Below are 17,553 nucleotides of genomic sequence, written 5' to 3' on the forward strand. Positions count from 1 at the left end.
AGCTAATGGGCCGTCATTTTGACGATGATGGGAATGACCGCGATCATCAGCACCACCGGCAGGATGCAGACCACGACCGGCACGGACATCTTGGCCGGCAAGGCATGGGCCTTCTCCTCGGCCAGCGACATGCGCTTGTGGCGCATTTCGTCTGAAAACACCCTGAGCGCGCCCGACAGGCTGGTGCCGAGTTCCTTCGACTGCTGCAGGAGCGTGGCGAAGGAGCGTACCTCGTCCAGGCTGAGGCGATCGGCGAGCGCCTTCAGCGCGTCGTCCAGGCTGCGTCCCGCCCGAAGTTCCAAGCACACGAGCTGCAGGTTCTGGCTGAGCGACGGATAGCTCTTGGCGAGTTCTTTCGAAACGCGCTCGACGCCGGCTTCCATGCTCATGCCGGCGTCCGAACAGACGATCATCAGATCCATGAAATCGGGGAAGCCATTGCGGTATTCGCGCATCTTCTCGCGCACCTTCTGGGTCAGCACCAGGCCCGGCAAAAAATAGCCGGCGGCCCCCGACAGGATGATGAAGGTCCACCGGCTGGTCGTGGTCGCGTCGGGACTGGCCATCCACCGGTTGAGCACGAAGACCGCGAACGTCGTGCCGATCATTGCCGTGAACCGGATGAGGAAGAACATGCCGACGGCGCGCGGCTCCATGTAGCCCGCCTGGATGAGCTTCAGGCGCAGGCGAGCGACATTTTCCGGGTCGCTCTTGGCATAGAATTCCTGCGCCCTCTTTACCGCTTGCTCGCGCACAACGCCGCTATTCTTCTTCTGCACCGGTTCGGTTCTGGCGGCCACCGGACCCTGGTCGACCTTGAGCCGGCGCTTGACGTCGTTGCGGTCGCCCTTCGCCACCACCATCGGCCAGGCGACAGCGGCCGCTCCCGCGGCAAGCAGGAGGACGGCCACCGGCATCAGCGAGGTCGGCGCGAGGGAAGCGAGGAATTCAATGACGCTTTGCATGTCAGAACTTGAAATTCGACATTTTGAACATGATCAGATTGCCCAGCATCAGCCAGCTGACCGAGCCGCCGATCATGTACCATGTCTTCGGCACGCCCCAGACGTCGCTGTAATATCCCGGCATCATGGCCATGATGGCGGTGAACAGCAGCGCCGGTACGGCCGTCAAAATGTAGGCCGAGAGGCGGCCTTCCGTCGAAATGGCGCGCACCTTGCGTCGCAGCTTGCCGCGTTCGCGGATCGTCGTCGACAACCCATCGAGGATCTCGCGCAGATTGCCGCCCGAACTGGTCTGGATCGACACGGCGGTGATGAACAGCGGCAGATCCTCGTGGCCGACCCGGTCGAACAGTGCATTCAGCGCCGTGACCAGGTCGGAACCATAAGTGACTTCGTCGGCAATGACGCCGAATTCCGTGCCGATCGGATCGGGCATCTCGCGCGACACCATGGCGATGGCCACCGGCACCGGATGACCGGCCTTGAGACCGCGCGTGATCAGCTCCAGCGCTTCCGGCAGCTGCATGCCGAAACGCTTCAGCCGGCGCTTGCGCATGGAGCGCATCGTAATGACCGGCAGCAACGGCACCAGCACGACGAACAGGATGAGCCCCATCAGCAGCGGCAGCCCGCGCCAGATCGCGGCCAGGGCAACGGCCGTCGCCACACCGCAGGTGATCGTCAGGAATTTCGAAAGCGGCATCACCATGCCCGACTGCGTGCGCAGGGCACGGAACCGGTCGGGCGAAAACAGCGACGTTCCCGCGTCGAGACCGCGCTCCTTGCGCAGCTGGATCAGCACCTGCTCCTGGCTGATCTTGTTTTCCTGCAGTTTCATGCGCCGGTTGATGGCGGTGCGCTTGTCGCTGCGTCCGGCATAGAGCAGGTAGATCGCCTCGGCCACCATGATGCCGGTCAGTGCGGCTCCGGCATAGACGACATATATCGCGCTGAACCCGTCGAACACGCCGGCTACTCCTGCGGCCGGCCGGGTTCGAAATAACGTCCGGGAAAGTCGATGCCCATGGCGCGCAGGTCTTCCAGGAAACGCGGCCGAATGCCGGTCGCCTCGTAGTAGCCAAGGATCTTGCCATCGGCCTCCATGCCGGTACGCACGAAGCGGAAGATCTCCTGCATCTGGATGACATCGCCTTCCATGCCGGTCACCTCGGCGACGCTCGTCACCTTGCGCTTGCCGTCGGAAAGTCGGGTCAGCTGGACGATGATGTCGATGGCGCTGGCGATCTGGCTGCGGATCGACTGCACCGTCATTGGCATGCCGGTCATGCCCAGCATCTGCTCGAGGCGCGAAATGCAGTCGCGCGGCGTATTGGCGTGGATGGTCGCCATCGAGCCTTCGTGGCCGGTGTTCATGGCCTGCAGCATGTCGAAGGCTTCCTCGCCGCGGCACTCGCCAAGGATGACGCGGTCGGGACGCATGCGCAGCGCGTTCTTGACCAGGTCGCGCTGTTTGAGCTCGCCATGGCCTTCGATGTTGGCGGGACGCGTCTCCATGCGTGCGACGTGCGGCTGCTGCAATTGAAGTTCCGCCGCGTCCTCGATGGTGATCAGCCGCTCGTCTTCCGGAATGAACGCCGACAGCGCGTTGAGCATCGTCGTCTTGCCTGTGCCGGTGCCGCCCGAAATGATCGTCGTCTTGCGGGCGTGGACGGCCGCGGCCAGCACTTCGGCCATGTTCTGCGTGATGGCGCCGAATTCGACCAGCCTGTGCAGCCCAAGCTTGTTCTTGGAGAACTTGCGGATCGACACCAGCGGGCCATCTACGGCCACCGGGCGGATGGCTGCGTTGAACCGCGAGCCGTCCAGCATGCGAGCGTCGACCATCGGTTGCGATTCATCGACGCGGCGGCCGACGGCGGCCACGATCTTGTTGACGATTCTGAGCAGATGCGCCTCGTCCTTGAACGGGATATGGACCTGCTGCAGCTTGCCCTTCTTTTCGACGAAGCAGTTCTGATGGCCGTTGATCAGGATATCGTTGATATCGGGATCCTTGAGCAGCGGCTCGAGCGGGCCGAGGCCGACCATCTCGTCGACGATGTCGTCAACCAGCGCGTCGAGTTCGGCGGTGTTGATCGCCATCCGCTCCTGGCGGGTCTTTTCCGATACGAAATCGTGCACTTGCCGGCGCATCTCCTCCTTGGGCAAGCGCTCCAGCGCGACGAGATTGATCTCCTCGAGCAGCATCCGGTGGATGCGCACGCGGGCATCGAGCACCTTGTTGGCATTCTTTGCCGGCGCCGCCTCCGCCTTCGCCGGCAAAGCCTTCCGGCTGGTCGGGATGACGACTGCATGATGCGCGACCGGCGTCGATTCAGCCGGACGCGGACGCGCGTCACGGTTCTGCAGGGTGGAAAAACGGCTGGTCATCCAGCTTTCCTTTTCAAGAGGCCCCTGCCGAAGCCGAACAGCGACTTCGACTTGCTCGCGGTTGCCACCGCCTCTTCCGGAAGAATGATCTTCTTCAGGTCGTTGACGACATTGGCGTTGGGATCGATCTCGTGCAGCGGCACGCCGCGGTCGACCGCCTCGCGCACCAGCCGGTAGTTGTTGGCGATGCCGCCGACAAAATGCTCGCCAAGGATTTCCTGGACGTCCGCCTGCTTGATGCCGTTGTCGAACATCTTCTGCTCGAAACGGTTGACGATCACGTTCGGCTTCACTTCCTTGCCGGCGGTCTCGTAGACGGCCTGGATCAGCCGCTGCGTATGGCGCAGGCACGGCACCGTCATTTCGGCAACGATGTAAAGCTTGTTGGAACCGAGCAGCACAGTTTCCGTCCACGGAAACCAGGTGCGCGGCATGTCGATGACGACATTGTCGAAATAGGCCGAAACGAGGTCCAGCATGCGCACCACGACATCGGTCTTGAATGAGCGCATTTCGGACGGATGCGTCGGCGCCGCCAGCACACACAGTCCGCTGGCGTGCTTGGACAGCATCACATCGAGCAGTTGCCGGTCGAGGCGCTCAGGCTGGTTCTCGATTTCGGTGATGTCGAAACGCGGCTCGAGATCGAGATATTCGGCGCAGGCACCTTGCTGGAAATTGAGGTCGACCACGCAGGTCGAGGCGCCGCGCGTCACCGAATGATGCAGCTGGAACGCGGTCTGCAGTGCCAACGTCGTGGTGCCGACGCCGCCGGCGGCGGGCATGAAGGTATAGATCTGCGACTCGGTGTTTTCCTCGCGCCCGGGTCCCTGCAGAGCCCGCACGACCGAACGCACGAGGTCTGCCGTGGTGATCGGCTTGACCAGGAAATCGGCGACCTTGAGCTGCACCAGGATGCGCACGGCCGCGGCGTTGAACTCCTGGGTGACTACGACCACCGGTGCCTTGCCCTCGAGCCGGCGCATGACGCGCTGCAGGGACTCGATCTCCTCGAGTTTCGCTGCATCCATGTCGACGATGACAACGCCGAACTCAGCCTCCTGGACCTCGCCGCGCAGCTCGGTGACGTTCTTCTCCACCGTCATGAGCTGGATGATCTCGGAGGCGGCGAAGGCGGTCTTCGTGTCCTGCGCGAAGGTCCGGTCTGTCGATACGAGCAGGATTTTCTTGGTGCTGTTTGCCATTCTCGCCGCCTGTGAGGTCGATCGCCGTCTGGATCAGTTGTCGGTGGTCGTTTGCGATGCCTTGGCACCGGCCGCCTGATCGGGCGTGACGGGTCCGGCACTGCCGCGCTTGGCAGGCACGAGAAGTCTCGTGTTCTGGACGCCGTACTTCCACGGGTCGACCATCTGCATGACGGTGTTGGCGGCCTGCGCCTCGCCGGCGCCGGACGTCACCCCCTCGCTGCGCACGTAGTCGTCGCTGGTGCAGCCGCTTGCCAGGCCGGCAAGAAGCAGGGCGATACACGATCTCAGGATCAGACGCATGGCTCAGTCCTTGGGCAGGTCGAGGAAATGACCGACCTTGGTGGCAGGAGCGGCCCGTGCGGCACTGCCGTCGGCCAGCGCCAGCGCGCGGCCCGTATCCGGCGCCTTCACCTCCTCGGTGTTGTTGAGGAAATAGTCGACATTGCTGGCTGGCTGCGTGCCATCGGTCGGCTCAGCCATTTTCTTCGACGGATCGACCGGCTTGACCAGATAGGGCGTGACGATGATGACCAGGTCGGTCTCGCGCCGCTGATAGGATTTCGACGAAAACAGCGCTCCAAGCACCGGCATCTTGCCAAGGCCGGGAATGCGAGACGTGGTAATGTCGTTCTGGGACTGCAAAAGCCCGGCGATCATGAAGCTCTGGCCGTTCTTCAGGTCGACCGAGGTCTTGGCGCGGCGCACGATGAAGCCGGGCACGGAAATGTTGCCGATATTGTAGGACGCCGACGCATCGATCGAGGAGACTTCCGGCGCGATGTCAAGGCTCACCAGCCCGTCCTTGAGTACGGTCGGCTTGAAATCCAGGCTAACGCCATATTTCTTGTAGCTGACCGAAATCTTGCCGTTGTCCTCCGAAACCGGGATCGGAAATTCGCCGCCGGCCAGGAAGCTCGCTGTCTCCCCTGAACGCGCGATCAGGTTCGGCTCAGCCAGCCGACGGGCAAGGCCGCGCTCTTCCAGCGCCTTAATGGCAATGTCGATCGAGACGCCGTTCGACAGCAGTCGGCCGATGATCTCGCCGGTCCCCGCCGCTGGGACCGTGCCCGGATCCAGTGAAATGTCGCGACCGCCGAAGCCGTAGGCGAAATTGGCGCTGTATTTCGCGCCCAGGTCCTGCCCTGCCTGGCGGTTGATCTCGACGAACCGGACATTGAGCTGAACCTGCTGCGACGAAGAGATATTGACCGAGTTGATCACTTCCTCATTGCCGGAAAAGCGGCTGGCGATCTTGCTTGCCTTATCCGCTGCAACCGCGTCATCCGCCTCACCCGACAGCACGACACGGCCGTTGGCCGAGCCGACCTTGATCTTGGCGTCCGGCACACTGGCACGGATAGTGTTCGCCAATTGGTCGGTGTCGAGCGTCACCTCGATGTCCACGGTGCCGACGAGCTGCTTGTTCTGGTCGAACAGCGCAATGCCGGTGGTGCCGAGATTGTTGCCCAGCACATAGAAGGATTTGTCGGTCAGCGGGTTGACGTTGGCGATCTCCGGATCACCGATGACGATCTGGTAGAAGGCCGCGCTCGTCATGATCGTCTTGGGCTTGCCCTTGGCAACCTTGATCGACGCATTCTTGGTCGACGAGACATAGACGATGTCGTTGTCCGCCTTCGCCGCTCCGGGCAAGGCAAGCACGCCGCTGGCAGCCAGGGTAAACGCCATCGCCAGGGCGCGCACCAAGCGCGACCGAGCCGTCATTCGATATAGGGTACGCATCAACATTGTCCCGTCCCGCCCGGTCCCCACCGGTCTTTACTTCTGGTCCCGCGTTGGAACCTGATATTCCTCGGCCTGCGTGCCGCGCGTCACGATGATCGTCTTGAATTTCGGCTTCTCCGGCTCCTTCGCTATGGCATCGAACAAGGAGCCGGCCACGGCCTGCGTCTTGGAAGCGACGGATCCGCCGAAGGAAGAGATGGTGGTGACGCCGTTCTTGCCATCGCCGCCTTCGCTGGCGGAGCGCAGCGACAGCGACAGCGTTCCGACGGTGCGGGCAAGCGCCACTTTCTGCGCGCCGTCGCTCGTCACCTCGAGGGTCACGGAATTGGCCACCTGCGGCGTCGTCTGGCGCTCGTCGGCGCCCTGCCCGACGCTGAGCACCTTGGCGTCGGCAACGACGATCTCCGAGGTGATGGTCGAACCGGCAGCCCCTTGCGCGTTCTTGGCGACTTCCTGGATTTCGCCGGCATCGCGCGTCAGCACGACATCGACCCGGTCGCCCGGCGTCACGAAGCCACCGACGCCGGCGATCTCGTCGGTGCGGATGGTGACCGCCCGCATTCCGGGCGTCAGCATGTTGGACAGCGTCGCGCGGCCGTTCGGTCCCGACAGCTTGGCGAGCAGCACCGGCTCGTTGATCTCGATCGGCGACAGCGCGACCCGGCCGCCTTCGCCGAGCAATCCATCGATGGTGGCAAAGGCGCCCTGCGGAAGGGAATCCTGCGGCCACGGGATTTCGCTGAGCTTGGCGCGGTCGAGCTCCATGCCGTAGCGCAACGGCGCGTTCGCCACCACGATGGTCTTGAACTCGATCCTGGGCGCGGCCGGAGCGGCGATCGAGGCCGTTTTCTCCTGGGCATCGGCCTTCGCTTGGCTCTTGACCCAGAAATCCGCGGCAAAGATCGAGATCGCGCCGAAAACGGCGGCGATGCCGATCATCGTTATGGCCTTGCCCCTCACGCCGAAAACCCCTGATGCCCGTAGTTTCTTGTTATGTTGGGCTCACGCTAGGCGGCATTGTTAAAGAATCAGGAATATTGCGCGGCGGCATTTGACCTATTTCCGCCCGCTTGGTTATCGAATGGTTTTAGGGTAAGAGCAGTTAAATCCCCGAACGTAACAGGAACCTCCGTCGCTTGGCGCTGAAAAGCGTGGCAGTATCGACGGGGTGATTCGCAGCTTGGACTCTATGGCAGGCATGGACGACAACAACGATCTTTTCGGCAATCTGGAAAAACAGCCGCAGCCGGTTCGCACGCCGGCGCGCCCGGCGGATCCGCTGGTACAGGCGGCCGCCAGGCGTCCAGCCGCAACCAAGGATGGCAGCGAGGGCTACAGCGCCGCCGACATCGAGGTGCTTGAGGGCCTTGAGCCGGTGCGCCGCCGGCCAGGCATGTATATTGGCGGCACCGACGACAAGGCGATGCACCATCTGTTCGCCGAGGTCATCGACAATTCGATGGACGAAGCGGTTGCCGGCCACGCCACCTTCATCGATGTCGAACTCTCCGCCGACGGCCATCTCACGGTTACCGACAATGGCCGCGGCATTCCGGTCGACATGCACCCAAAATTCAAGAAGCCGGCGCTCGAAGTCATCATGACGACGCTGCATTCGGGCGGCAAGTTCGACTCCAAGGTCTACGAAACATCCGGCGGCCTGCACGGCGTTGGCGTCTCCGTCGTCAACGCCCTGTCGGATCATCTCGAGGTCGAGGTGGCACGTGGGCGCCAGCTCTATCGCCAGCGCTTTTCGCGCGGCGTCCCGGTGACCGGACTGGAGCAGCTCGGCGAAGTCCACAACCGTCGCGGCACAAAAATCCGCTTCCACCCCGACGAACAGATTTTCGGCAAGGGCGCGGCCTTCGAGCCGGCGCGTCTCTACCGCATGACGCGTTCGAAGGCTTACCTGTTTGGCGGCGTCGAGATCCGCTGGACCTGCGATCCCTCCCTGATCAGGGAAAAGGATCAGACACCGGCCAAGGCGGAATTCCATTTCCCAGGCGGCCTCAAGGATTATCTGAAGGCGTCGCTCGGCGATGAATTCCAGGTGACGCGCGAAATCTTCGCCGGCAAGAGCGACAAGCAAGGCGGCCATGGCTCGCTCGAATGGGCGGTGACCTGGTTCGGTGGCGACGGCTTCATCAATTCCTACTGCAACACCATCCCGACCGGTGAAGGCGGCACCCACGAAGCCGGCTTCCGAAACGTGCTGACGCGCGGCCTGCGCGCCTATGCCGACCTCGTCGGCAACAAGCGCGCCTCGATCGTCACCTCGGAAGACGTCATGATTTCGGCCGCCGGCATGCTGTCGGTGTTCATCCGCGAGCCGGAATTCGTCGGCCAGACCAAGGACAGGCTGGCGACGATCGAAGCGATACGCATCGTCGAGACCGCGATCCGCGACCCGTTCGACCACTGGCTGGCCGACAATCCGCAGGAAGCCTCGAAGCTGCTCGACTGGGTGATCGCGCGCGCCGACGAACGGGTGCGCCGCCGCCAGGAAAAGGAAGTGTCGCGCAAGAGCGCGGTGCGCAAGCTGCGCTTGCCGGGCAAGCTCGCCGACTGCACGCAGAACGCGGCGGCGGGTGCCGAACTCTTCATCGTCGAAGGCGATTCCGCCGGCGGCTCGGCCAAGCAGGCGCGCGATCGTGCCAGCCAGGCTGTCTTGCCGCTGCGCGGAAAAATCCTCAACGTCGCCAGTGCCGGCAATGACAAGCTGGCCGCCAACCAGCAGATATCGGACCTGATCCAGGCGCTCGGCTGCGGCACGCGGTCAAAATACCGTGACGAGGATTTGCGCTACGACCGCGTCATCATCATGACCGACGCCGACGTCGACGGCGCACACATCGCATCGCTGCTGATCACCTTCTTCTACCAGGAGATGCCGGCGCTGGTGCGCGGCGGCCATCTCTATCTGGCGGTGCCGCCGCTTTACTCGATCAGGCAAGGCGGCAAGGTCGCCTATGCCCGCGACGACGCCCACAAGGACGAGCTTCTGCGCACCGAATTCACCGGGCGCGGCAAGGTCGAGCTTGGCCGCTTCAAGGGCCTGGGCGAAATGATGGCCGCGCAGCTCAAGGAAACCACCATGGATCCAAGGAAGCGCACCTTGCTCAGGGTCGATGTGAACGAAGTCGATTCCGCCACCAAGGACAGGGTCGACGAGCTGATGGGCACCAAGCCCGAAGCCCGTTTCCGCTTCATCCAGGAACGCGCCGAGTTCGCCGAGACGGAAGTGCTGGATATCTAGCCGCTGGCGCGTTTAGCTTGCGTTCCTGACATGGAGACCAGCATGTGACCTGGGCGCGGCTGAAAACCTATTTCGAGACGAGCCTGGCCGGGCTGACGCAACCGACACGCTCGGACTGGATTTTCGCGCTGCGCACCGTTTCGGCCGGCATGATCGCATTGCTGGCCGCTTACGCGCTGAAGCTCGACCATCCGCAATGGGCGATGATGACGGTGTTCATCGTCGCCCAGCCGGTTGCCGGCATGGTGCTGGCGAAAGGCTTCTACCGCCTGCTCGGCACGCTGGCCGGCGGTGTCGCGGCAATCGGCATCACCACGGCATTCGGCACCGGCCCCTGGATCCTGGTTACGGTGCTTGCTGTCTGGATTGGCATTTGCACCTTCGTCTCGTCGCTGCTGCGCAATCCCGAAGCCTATGGCGCGGCTCTTGCAGGCTACACCGCAATGATCATCGGCCTGCCCGCTTTCGGACAATCGCATTTGGTCGTCGACCTCGCGATCGCGCGTTGTGCCGAGATCGTGCTCGGCATCGTCTGCGCCGGCCTCACCAGTCGGCTGATCCTGCCAAAACTGGCCAGCGACGCCATCGTCTCGCGGCTGAAACGCTGCATTCTCGACCTCGCCACCTATGCCGGCGGTGCGTTTTCAGGCGGCGACCGGGCAACGCTGATCGGCCTGCACCGAAAGCTTGTCGCCGATACCCAGACGCTTGGCGAGATGCGCGCCTATGCCAGGCTCGAAGCGCCGAGCTTCGCGCCGCGCGCGCATCCGGTGCGGCGCACCATCGGACAACTGCTCTCGGCTCTTTCGGCGGCGCGCGCGCTCTATTCGCATGCCGCTCCCAAAAACGCCGCCCTCATCCCGGTGCGCTCGGAACTGCAGGCCCTTGTCAGCGAACTGGCAGCCAAGCCGGGAGCGCTGGACGATACCTCATCCTGGGTGGCGCGGCTCGACGCGATCTCGATCAGGGCCAGGCAAATGCCCGACGCCTCGATCGAGCCGGGTGAGGACAGGGTCGGCACCATTACCCGCCTTACCATAGCGGCCGATTTCGCCGAGGCGCTGAAACAGGTGCTGCGTGGCCTCGACGCCTTGCGCGCGCCGGTCACGCGCCGTCCAGGTCCCGGCAGCCAGCAGCCGGCCCTGGTGGTGCATCGCGACTATCCCGGTGCTACGCGCAACGCCATCCGCGCGGCCGTTGCCACGCTTCTGGTCGCGGCCTTCTGGCTGACGACGAAGTGGTCGGAAGCGGCCGGCACCGTCATCCTCGTTGCCGTCGTGTCGAGCCTGTTTGCCGCTCGTCCCGACCCCGTGCAGGTATCCTGGGGGTTCTTCAAGGGAACGCTGCTCGCTTTGCCTTTTGCCTTTCTCGTCGGCCAGGTTGCGCTCCCCGCTCTGCCCGGCTTCGGCTGGTTCATGCTGTTCGTCGTGCCCATCATGGTGCCGGCGGCACTCGCCATGGCCAATCCGCGCTATGTCGGCGTGGCGACGGCCTTCGCCATCAACTTCCTGGCCTTCCTCAGCCCACATCAGGCGATGACCTACGATCCCGGCCCCTTCTTCGCCGGCTCGGCATCGATCCTGGTCGGCATCCTCTTGGCCATCGGCGTCTTCATCGTCGTATTGCCGGCCGATCCATGGCTCGCGGCCGACCGCATCGTGCGGGCCATGCGGGAGGATCTGGCGCGGCTTTGCCTGCATGAGCGCGTGCCGAGGCGCTCAGCCTTCGAGAGCCTCGCTTACGACCGGGTCAATCAGTTGATGCCGCTGGTGCAGAATTCCGGCAGGAAGGGCGAGGCGGTGCTGGGCGGCGGCGTCGCTTCCGTCACGGTCGGCCTGGAAATCCTGCGGCTGCGCACGGCCAGCCAAAACCATGCCCTCCCATCGGAAACGACGCTTTCAATCGCCACCTTCCTGAGGGGACTGGCGCGCGAGCTGCTTTTCCGAGCCCCTGGGGATCCGCAAACAGCGACCATTGCCGTCGCCCGGCAGTATGCGGCAGGCATCGCCCAGCGAAACGCCACCGGCGACATGCTGCAGATCGCGGCGTCCCTGCGCATCATCGCCGCGGCGATGGAAGATTTCCCGGATTTCTTCGCGAGGGAGAAAACCTAGGCAGCGGCGATCGCCAGTGCATGGCCGCGTGCGTTCTCACGCAGGGCGTCTAGGTGGATCGATTTGATCAATGCGGCAAGATCGCCTTCGGCGGATTGCCCGCCCAATTCCTTGAGCATCAGCCAACTGACTTCCTGCACGCCGGCGACGCGCTTGCCGCTGGCGACCTCGCGCCAGATCTTCAGGGCGCGCAGGATGACGGCATGCGTGCCGGCAGCCATGCCGGCACTACGGAACAGCGCCTGCAGGGCCACGTCGTGCCCGCCGGCCAGCAGCGCCCTCACCCGTGGTTCGGACTGCTGGCTGAGCGCCACCAGCGCCGAACCGAAGAAATCGACCTTGCCGTGCGCGATGGTGCGGATCAGGAAGCTCGCGGTCAGATCGCCGCGCAGCCTGAGATGCTCGATCAGCGCCGCGTGCTCTTCTTGGCGCGTGCCCTCGATCAGCGTCACCGAGGCCTTGACGCAAGCATCGCGCATGACCCTGTCGGCACGCGCGGCTCCCATCAATGCCATGACCAGCGGCGATGTCTTCAATGTCTCGCCGAGCTTGACGAGCAGCATATGCCGGCAATCGGCAGGCAGCCTGATGTCCGATATCAACGCCTCGCGCACCAGAGGCAGATGCCCGTGGCGTTCCGCCATGCGCCGGAAGCTGAGTGACGCGATGTCGGCGCCGCTGTTGGCCAAAAGCACGGCGCATGCCTCCGCCTCGCCGACCTCGGCGATGGCCGCCGAAAGCGCCATCGAGACGGAAGGCCGGTCGGCGATCAGCTTCTGCGTTGCCTTCTGGCTCGCCGCCACACGATTGATCAGGTCGGCGTCGGTGAGCAGCGGCGAGCGCGCCAGCACGACACCGGCGACCTCCGGCTGATCGGCGGCAAGCGCACTGATGATCTGCAACGGCGCGTGATGGCTCATCGAGAACGCTTCCGCCATCGCCAGCCGCACTTTCGACGAGGCGTCGTCGAGCAGCAGCGTCAGCGCGGCCTCGGCGGCGCAGCGATCCTCGAACGGCAATTCGCAATTGACATAGGCTCGGGCCAGCGCATGAGCGGCGGCGGCGCGCTCCGAAACCCTGGCCGTGTAGATCCATTTCAGGAAATGCGAAACAACTACCATGCCCGTCTGCTTACGCCCCATGCCGGAAGGTTTCCGGCCCCGTGAGAAGGGTAGGCAGAAATGGTTTACGAACGGTTCACCATGTTCATTAACTGGCTTGCGAGCGCCTGAAGCAGCGCCTATCAACCGTAGACAGCGCAGGAGGCGGAAGATGGCCGGGCTATATCTGGAGGAGTTTGTTGTCGGCCATGTCTTCCGGCACACGCTGCGCAAGACTGTCACCGAGAGCGACAACATGCTGTTTTCGGTGATGACGCTGAACCCGCAGCCGCTGCATATCGACTTCGATTTCGCCGCTAGGAGCGAATGGGGCAAGCCGCTGGTCAACTCGCTGTTCACGCTCGGCCTGATGATCGGCATTTCGGTCAACGACATCACGGTCGGCACGACGGTTGCCAATCTCGGCATGAAGGAAACCGTGTTTCCTCACCCGGTCTTCCATGGCGACACCATCCGCGTCGAAACATCTGTCGTCTCGGTGCGCGAATCCAGGTCGAAGCCCGACCGCGGCATCGTCGAATTCGAGCACCGCGCCTACAACCAGCATGGCGATCTGGTCGCCAAATGCATCAGGCAAGCGATGATGCTGAAGAAGGCAGACTGATGCGCTCGCTGCTATTCGTTCCAGGCGATTCCGAACGGAAGCTGGAAAAGGGATTTGGCGCCGGCGCCGACGTGGTTATCGTCGATCTCGAAGACTCCGTGGCGCCGCAGAACAAGGCGCGGGCGCGCGAGATCGCGGCGCGCTTTATCCTCGAACGCGGGGGGCAAACCAACTCGGCGCTTTATGTCAGGGTCAACGACCTCTCGACCGGAATGACGGACGATGATCTTGCCAAGCTCGTTCCGGCAAGACCGGACGGCATCATGCTGCCTAAATCGAACAGCGGCCAGGATGTGCAGCAGCTCGCGGCCAAGCTCAGGGTTTGGGAAGCCGAAAACGGCCTGCCCGACGGGTCGATAAAAATCCTGCCGATCATCACCGAAACTCCGGCGGGCGTGCTCGCCGCCGCCACCTATGCCGGGACAAGCGCACGGCTCGCCGGTCTCACCTGGGGCGCGGAAGACCTTTCGGCCGCGATCGGCGCACGCTCTGCCCGCGACGAGCACGGCCGCTACACCGATCTCTTCCGTCACGCCCGCCTGACGACCATTCTCGCGGCCGGAGCCGCGGAAGTCGCCGCGATCGACACCGTATTTCCTGGCTTTCGCGACATGGTGGCCTTCGCCGCGGAATGTGCCGACGCCGAGCGTGACGGTTTCACCGGCAAAATGGCGATCCACCCCGATCAGGTGCCCGTCATCAACACCGCCTTCACGCCCTCTGCCGAGGCGGTGAGACAATCGGCGGCTATCGTGGTGGCCTTCGAGGCGGCCGGAAATCCGGGCGTCGTCGGCATCGACGGCAAGATGTTCGACCGTCCGCATCTGCGGCTGGCCGAACGCCTTCTGGCCCGCGCGAAAGCGGCCGGGATATCCGCCTGACGGCTACTCCTTGCCCCAGCGTGGCCGCCGCATCGAAAAGACCTCGTCGACGCTGGCGTAATCCATATAACCGAGACGCGCGACATTGCCGGCCTTGGTGATGTCGAACAGGCCGTCTTTCAGGAAAGCATCGTCGATGTGAACGCCGATCACCTCACCGGCGACCACAAAGGCACTCGTCGGTGATCCGTCCAGCGCCTTCGGGCGAAACACTTCCGTCACCCGGCATTCGAGCGCCGCTGGTGCAGCCGCCACGCGCGGCGGCTTGACGAGACGCGAGGGCGCCATGGCGAGATCGGCATAGATGAACTCGTTGACGCCACGCGGTGCGTCGACGGATGTGTAGTTCATCTTGTCCGCAAGATCGCGGCTGACCAGATTGGCGACGAACTCGCCGGTTTCCTGGGCAAACGAGGCGCTGTCCTTCTCACCCTCCGAGGAAAACCAGACAATGAAAGGTCGCGTCGAAAAGGCGTTGAAGAAGGAGTATGGCGCCAGATTGACCTCGCCGGCCTGGTTCAGCGTCGATATCCAGCCGATCGGGCGCGGCGCGACGATCGCCTTCGAAGGATCGTGCGGCAGGCCATGCCCCTTGGACGGCTCGTAGAACATTCAGCCCGCCCAAGGTCCGGCGTAATCGGTGTAGAGCTTGGCCGGATCGGGCCGTGGCCGCTCCGGCGCCGGACCGGCGTAGGAGCCGATATGGACGAAACCGACGACGCGCTCCTGCGGCGCCAGTCCGAGAATCGCCCTGCCCTCCGGCACGTCGGAATACCAGTTGCTGATCATGTTCGTGCCGTAGCCCAGCGCATTGGCCGCGATCATCAGGTTCATCGCCGCCATGCCTCCGGACAGGAACATCTCCCATTGGGGGATTTTTGGGTTCTCCCTCGGAATGGATACGACACCGATCACCAGCGGGGCGCGCGAGAACCGCGCCAGTTCCTGGTTGCGACGGCCTTCCGGCAACGGCCCCTCGCGCTGTTCGGCCAAGGCCGCTAGTTTTTTGCCGATCTCGATGCGGGCTTCGCCGCGATAAAGGATGAAGCGCCAGGGTTCGAGCCGTCCATGGTCGGGCACGCGTGTGGCGGCGGTGATCATCGTGGCGATATCGGCGTCGCTGGGCGCCGGTTCCCTGAGGTCGGGTATCGGCGCTGAATTTCGGGTCAATAGAAAGTCGATGATCGGCGACGCCATGGGCGCAAGTCTCCTGAAACACTCTGTTTTGAGCTGAAGCGCACCATCGGGAATTCGGGCGGCTCGGGCAAAGGCGCGCAAACGCCGGGCTGAAGAGTCTCGGATCGGACTCTTAAGCCTTGAAATTGCCACCGCCATGGGCTTCAACGCAAGGCATGTTTGAGGGGCGACTGCGTCTTTTCCTGGTTCGGCTCTGCGCCGCGCTGTTCCTGCTGCCGGTCTCCATGGCTGTCGCGCAGGAAAAGGACGGCGTCGGCGACCTGAAACTTCCCGGAATTTCGAGCTATGCAACGCCGAAGAGCGAGACCCCGCTGGCGCTTGGCGGCGGTGGCGCCATTACGCTCTCGGCCCAGTTGACCGACAAGGGCACCGACATCACACGTGGGCTAGTCTGGCGTGTCTTCAAGCCCGAAGCGGTGAACGGCAAATTGCCGATGGTCGCCTCCTCCCATGGCGGCAGCGCCGTCTTCCAGCTCGAGCCCGGCAGTTACCTGGTCCACGCTTCCTATGGCCGCGCCGGCGCCACCAAGCGCATCACCGTCGGCAAGGAAGCCAAGCGAGAAAGCCTCGTGCTCGATGCCGGCGGCCTGAAGCTGGACGCGGTTCTGTCCGGCGGCGTGCGCATACCGCCGAAGAAACTGCGCTTTTCGATCTATGAGGGCACCGCCGAGGCCAATGGCGACCGCGCGCTGATTATTCCCGATGTCGAACCCAACAGCGTCGTGCGGCTCAATGCCGGCATCTATCATGTCGTCTCGACTTACGGCGCGGTCAACGCCGTCATCCGATCCGATATCCGCGTCGAGGCGGGCAAGCTGACGGAAGCCACCGTCGAGCATCACGCCGCTGAAATCACCATGAAGCTGGTACGCGAGACGGGCGGCGAAGCGATTGCCGACACCTCGTGGTCGCTGCTCAACGAATCCGGCGATCCGATCAAGGAAACCGTCGGCGCCTTCGCCTCGATGGTGCTGGCCGAAGGCGACTACACCATCATCGCCAAGAACCGCGATCGCATCTACCAGAAGGATTTCACGGTCGTTGGCGGGCAGAACCAGGAAATTGAGGTTCTCGCCACCGAAGCAGCAGCGATGGATCCCGAGGAAGGCGCCGATTAGCCTTCAGGCGGCGAGCTTGGTTCGCGCCGGGAGGAACGGAATGCGACGGCGCGGCAGGCTCGGCGCCAGGTCGAACACACCGCGATAGAGACGATCGAGCAACGTTTTGCGGTCGCGCAACGGCTCCAGCTCGTCCCAGCTCAGCACGTTGCCGACGCGCACGTCGATCGCCCTGCCGGACAGCCGCGCGAATTCACGAATGAGCAGCGAGGTGCGCAAGGTCAGCGAGGCCTTGCCGACGAATTTGGCCACCCGCCCGTCGCGCTCGGCCATGTTCATCGGCCCGCTGACGAGATGGAAAAGCCTGCCGTTCTGGCCGGAGAAATGCATCGGGATGACCGATGCCTTGGCCTCCTGGACGAGACGGGCCGGAAACATCTTCCACGGCAGGTCGCGCGCGCGGCCAAAACCCTTGGGCGCAGTGGCGACACCGCCGGCCGGAAACACCACAATGGTGACACCTTCCCTGAGCAGCCGGACCGCCTCATGGCGCACCGCCATGTTGTTCTTCACCGCGTCCTTGGTCTCGGAAAAGTCGATCGGCAGCGAATAGGGCTCCATCTCGCGGATCCTGAGCAGGTCCTTGTGGATCATCACCCGGAAAGGCCGGCCGAGTTGCTCTGCCAGCGATAGCACGGCAATGCCGTCGCCGATGCCGAAGGGATGGTTGGCGACGATCACCAGTGGCGTGTCGGGCAATTGCGCGGGCGGCCATTGGTCGGGAATTCGCACGCCCACGTCGATGAGGTCCAGCATGCGGCTGAACACACGCTCGCCCGTCGGCACCACCTGGCGGCGCCAGAAATCATAAAGCGCGGCAAAGCGATCGCGGCCCGACAGGCCTTCGACCGAATGGATGATCCAGCGCGCCAGCGCCGGCTGGTGCGGATTGGCGTAGGAAAGCTCTGGGAACGGTCGTTCGCGCGATTTCAGCTTGAGCATAGGGGCTCGT

General features: G+C 63.6%; 16 protein-coding genes. 5 read left to right on the forward strand and 11 right to left on the reverse strand.

What is annotated here, in order from left to right; all coding sequences use genetic code 11:
• Positions 1-2: 2 nt before the first annotated feature.
• Genes FJ943_RS18410 through cpaB form a run of 7 tightly spaced genes read right to left on the reverse strand, consistent with a single transcriptional unit; the run spans position 3 to position 7,270 of the window.
• Entirely contained in the window at positions 3-965 is a 963-nt protein-coding gene (locus FJ943_RS18410) for a type II secretion system F family protein (protein WP_140723614.1), read from the reverse strand.
• Between the two features lies 1 nt (position 966).
• Positions 967-1,932 (reverse strand): type II secretion system F family protein, encoded by a 966-nt coding sequence (locus FJ943_RS18415; RefSeq protein WP_015317597.1) that lies wholly within the window; start codon positions 1,930-1,932, stop codon positions 967-969.
• A 5-nt stretch (positions 1,933-1,937) separates the two neighbouring features.
• A complete protein-coding gene (locus FJ943_RS18420) occupies positions 1,938-3,356 on the reverse strand; it encodes a CpaF family protein (RefSeq protein WP_140661161.1) in 1,419 nt (472 codons plus the stop codon).
• Positions 3,353-4,561, reverse strand: a complete 1,209-nt coding sequence (locus FJ943_RS18425; RefSeq protein WP_015317595.1) for a response regulator — start codon at positions 4,559-4,561, stop codon at positions 3,353-3,355. Before FJ943_RS18425 ends, FJ943_RS18420 begins: the two co-directional genes overlap by 4 nt.
• Positions 4,562-4,594: 33 nt before the next feature.
• Entirely contained in the window at positions 4,595-4,864 is a 270-nt protein-coding gene (locus tag FJ943_RS18430) for a hypothetical protein (protein ID WP_140723617.1), read from the reverse strand.
• Positions 4,865-4,867: 3 nt separating this feature from the next.
• Entirely contained in the window at positions 4,868-6,313 is a 1,446-nt protein-coding gene (locus tag FJ943_RS18435; RefSeq protein WP_140723620.1) for a type II and III secretion system protein family protein, read from the reverse strand.
• Positions 6,314-6,343: 30 nt separating this feature from the next.
• Entirely contained in the window at positions 6,344-7,270 is a 927-nt protein-coding gene (gene cpaB / locus FJ943_RS18440) for a Flp pilus assembly protein CpaB (protein ID WP_245262879.1), read from the reverse strand.
• A 238-nt stretch (positions 7,271-7,508) separates the two neighbouring features.
• On the opposite strand from cpaB, the gene parE reads away from it, so the two are divergent.
• Together parE and FJ943_RS18450 are read left to right on the forward strand one after the other, a co-directional pair.
• The gene (gene parE, locus FJ943_RS18445; RefSeq protein ID WP_140723623.1) at positions 7,509-9,566 is read left to right on the forward strand and encodes a DNA topoisomerase IV subunit B; all 2,058 of its coding nucleotides are present in this window, start codon (positions 7,509-7,511) and stop codon (positions 9,564-9,566) included.
• Positions 9,567-9,610: 44 nt separating this feature from the next.
• A complete protein-coding gene (locus tag FJ943_RS18450; RefSeq protein WP_140723625.1) occupies positions 9,611-11,680 on the forward strand; it encodes an FUSC family protein in 2,070 nt (689 codons plus the stop codon).
• On the opposite strand, the gene FJ943_RS18455 is transcribed toward FJ943_RS18450, so the two are convergent.
• Positions 11,677-12,801, reverse strand: a complete 1,125-nt coding sequence (locus FJ943_RS18455; RefSeq protein WP_140723628.1) for a DUF2336 domain-containing protein — start codon at positions 12,799-12,801, stop codon at positions 11,677-11,679. The genes FJ943_RS18450 and FJ943_RS18455 overlap by 4 nt on opposite strands.
• A gap of 151 nt (positions 12,802-12,952) precedes the next feature.
• Here FJ943_RS18455 and FJ943_RS18460 point away from each other — a divergent pair, with 151 nt between their 5' ends.
• A complete protein-coding gene (locus tag FJ943_RS18460) occupies positions 12,953-13,405 on the forward strand; it encodes a MaoC family dehydratase (RefSeq protein ID WP_015317588.1) in 453 nt (150 codons plus the stop codon).
• Positions 13,405-14,286, forward strand: a complete 882-nt coding sequence (locus tag FJ943_RS18465) for a CoA ester lyase (RefSeq protein WP_140723630.1) — start codon at positions 13,405-13,407, stop codon at positions 14,284-14,286. The genes FJ943_RS18460 and FJ943_RS18465 overlap by 1 nt, the downstream gene beginning before the upstream one ends.
• Positions 14,287-14,289: 3 nt before the next feature.
• Here FJ943_RS18465 and FJ943_RS18470 read toward each other — a convergent pair whose 3' ends face one another.
• Positions 14,290-14,898, reverse strand: coding sequence for a flavin reductase family protein (locus tag FJ943_RS18470; RefSeq protein ID WP_140723633.1), 609 nt, complete (start codon positions 14,896-14,898; stop codon positions 14,290-14,292).
• Positions 14,899-15,483, reverse strand: coding sequence for a nitroreductase (locus tag FJ943_RS18475; RefSeq protein ID WP_140723635.1), 585 nt, complete (start codon positions 15,481-15,483; stop codon positions 14,899-14,901).
• A 155-nt stretch (positions 15,484-15,638) separates the two neighbouring features.
• Here FJ943_RS18475 and FJ943_RS18480 point away from each other — a divergent pair, with 155 nt between their 5' ends.
• Entirely contained in the window at positions 15,639-16,601 is a 963-nt protein-coding gene (locus FJ943_RS18480) for a hypothetical protein (RefSeq protein WP_140616135.1), read from the forward strand.
• A 3-nt stretch (positions 16,602-16,604) separates the two neighbouring features.
• On the opposite strand, the gene FJ943_RS18485 is transcribed toward FJ943_RS18480, so the two are convergent.
• Entirely contained in the window at positions 16,605-17,543 is a 939-nt protein-coding gene (locus FJ943_RS18485) for a GNAT family N-acetyltransferase (RefSeq protein ID WP_140723638.1), read from the reverse strand.
• Between the last annotated feature and the right edge of the window lie 10 nt (positions 17,544-17,553).

The organism is Mesorhizobium sp. B2-3-10, assembly GCF_006442275.1.
Taxonomy (GTDB): Bacteria; Pseudomonadota; Alphaproteobacteria; order Rhizobiales; family Rhizobiaceae; genus Mesorhizobium; species Mesorhizobium australicum.

What these genes read in the sequence shown, in the direction of transcription:
- FJ943_RS18470 (WP_140723633.1), bottom strand. Translation starts at nt 14,898, where the DNA reads ATGTTCTACGAGCCGTCCAAGGGGCATGGCCTGCCGCACGATCCTTCG.
- FJ943_RS18465 (WP_140723630.1), top strand. Translation starts at nt 13,405, where the DNA reads ATGCGCTCGCTGCTATTCGTTCCAGGCGATTCCGAACGGAAGCTGGAA.
- FJ943_RS18430 (WP_140723617.1), bottom strand. Translation starts at nt 4,864, where the DNA reads ATGCGTCTGATCCTGAGATCGTGTATCGCCCTGCTTCTTGCCGGCCTG.
- FJ943_RS18485 (WP_140723638.1), bottom strand. Translation starts at nt 17,543, where the DNA reads ATGCTCAAGCTGAAATCGCGCGAACGACCGTTCCCAGAGCTTTCCTAC.
- FJ943_RS18480 (WP_140616135.1), top strand. Translation starts at nt 15,639, where the DNA reads ATGTTTGAGGGGCGACTGCGTCTTTTCCTGGTTCGGCTCTGCGCCGCG.
- FJ943_RS18435 (WP_140723620.1), bottom strand. Translation starts at nt 6,313, where the DNA reads ATGTTGATGCGTACCCTATATCGAATGACGGCTCGGTCGCGCTTGGTG.
- FJ943_RS18475 (WP_140723635.1), bottom strand. Translation starts at nt 15,483, where the DNA reads ATGGCGTCGCCGATCATCGACTTTCTATTGACCCGAAATTCAGCGCCG.
- FJ943_RS18420 (WP_140661161.1), bottom strand. Translation starts at nt 3,356, where the DNA reads ATGACCAGCCGTTTTTCCACCCTGCAGAACCGTGACGCGCGTCCGCGT.
- FJ943_RS18410 (WP_140723614.1), bottom strand. Translation starts at nt 965, where the DNA reads ATGCAAAGCGTCATTGAATTCCTCGCTTCCCTCGCGCCGACCTCGCTG.
- FJ943_RS18455 (WP_140723628.1), bottom strand. Translation starts at nt 12,801, where the DNA reads ATGGTAGTTGTTTCGCATTTCCTGAAATGGATCTACACGGCCAGGGTT.
- FJ943_RS18425 (WP_015317595.1), bottom strand. Translation starts at nt 4,561, where the DNA reads ATGGCAAACAGCACCAAGAAAATCCTGCTCGTATCGACAGACCGGACC.
- FJ943_RS18460 (WP_015317588.1), top strand. Translation starts at nt 12,953, where the DNA reads ATGGCCGGGCTATATCTGGAGGAGTTTGTTGTCGGCCATGTCTTCCGG.
- parE (WP_140723623.1), top strand. Translation starts at nt 7,509, where the DNA reads ATGGACGACAACAACGATCTTTTCGGCAATCTGGAAAAACAGCCGCAG.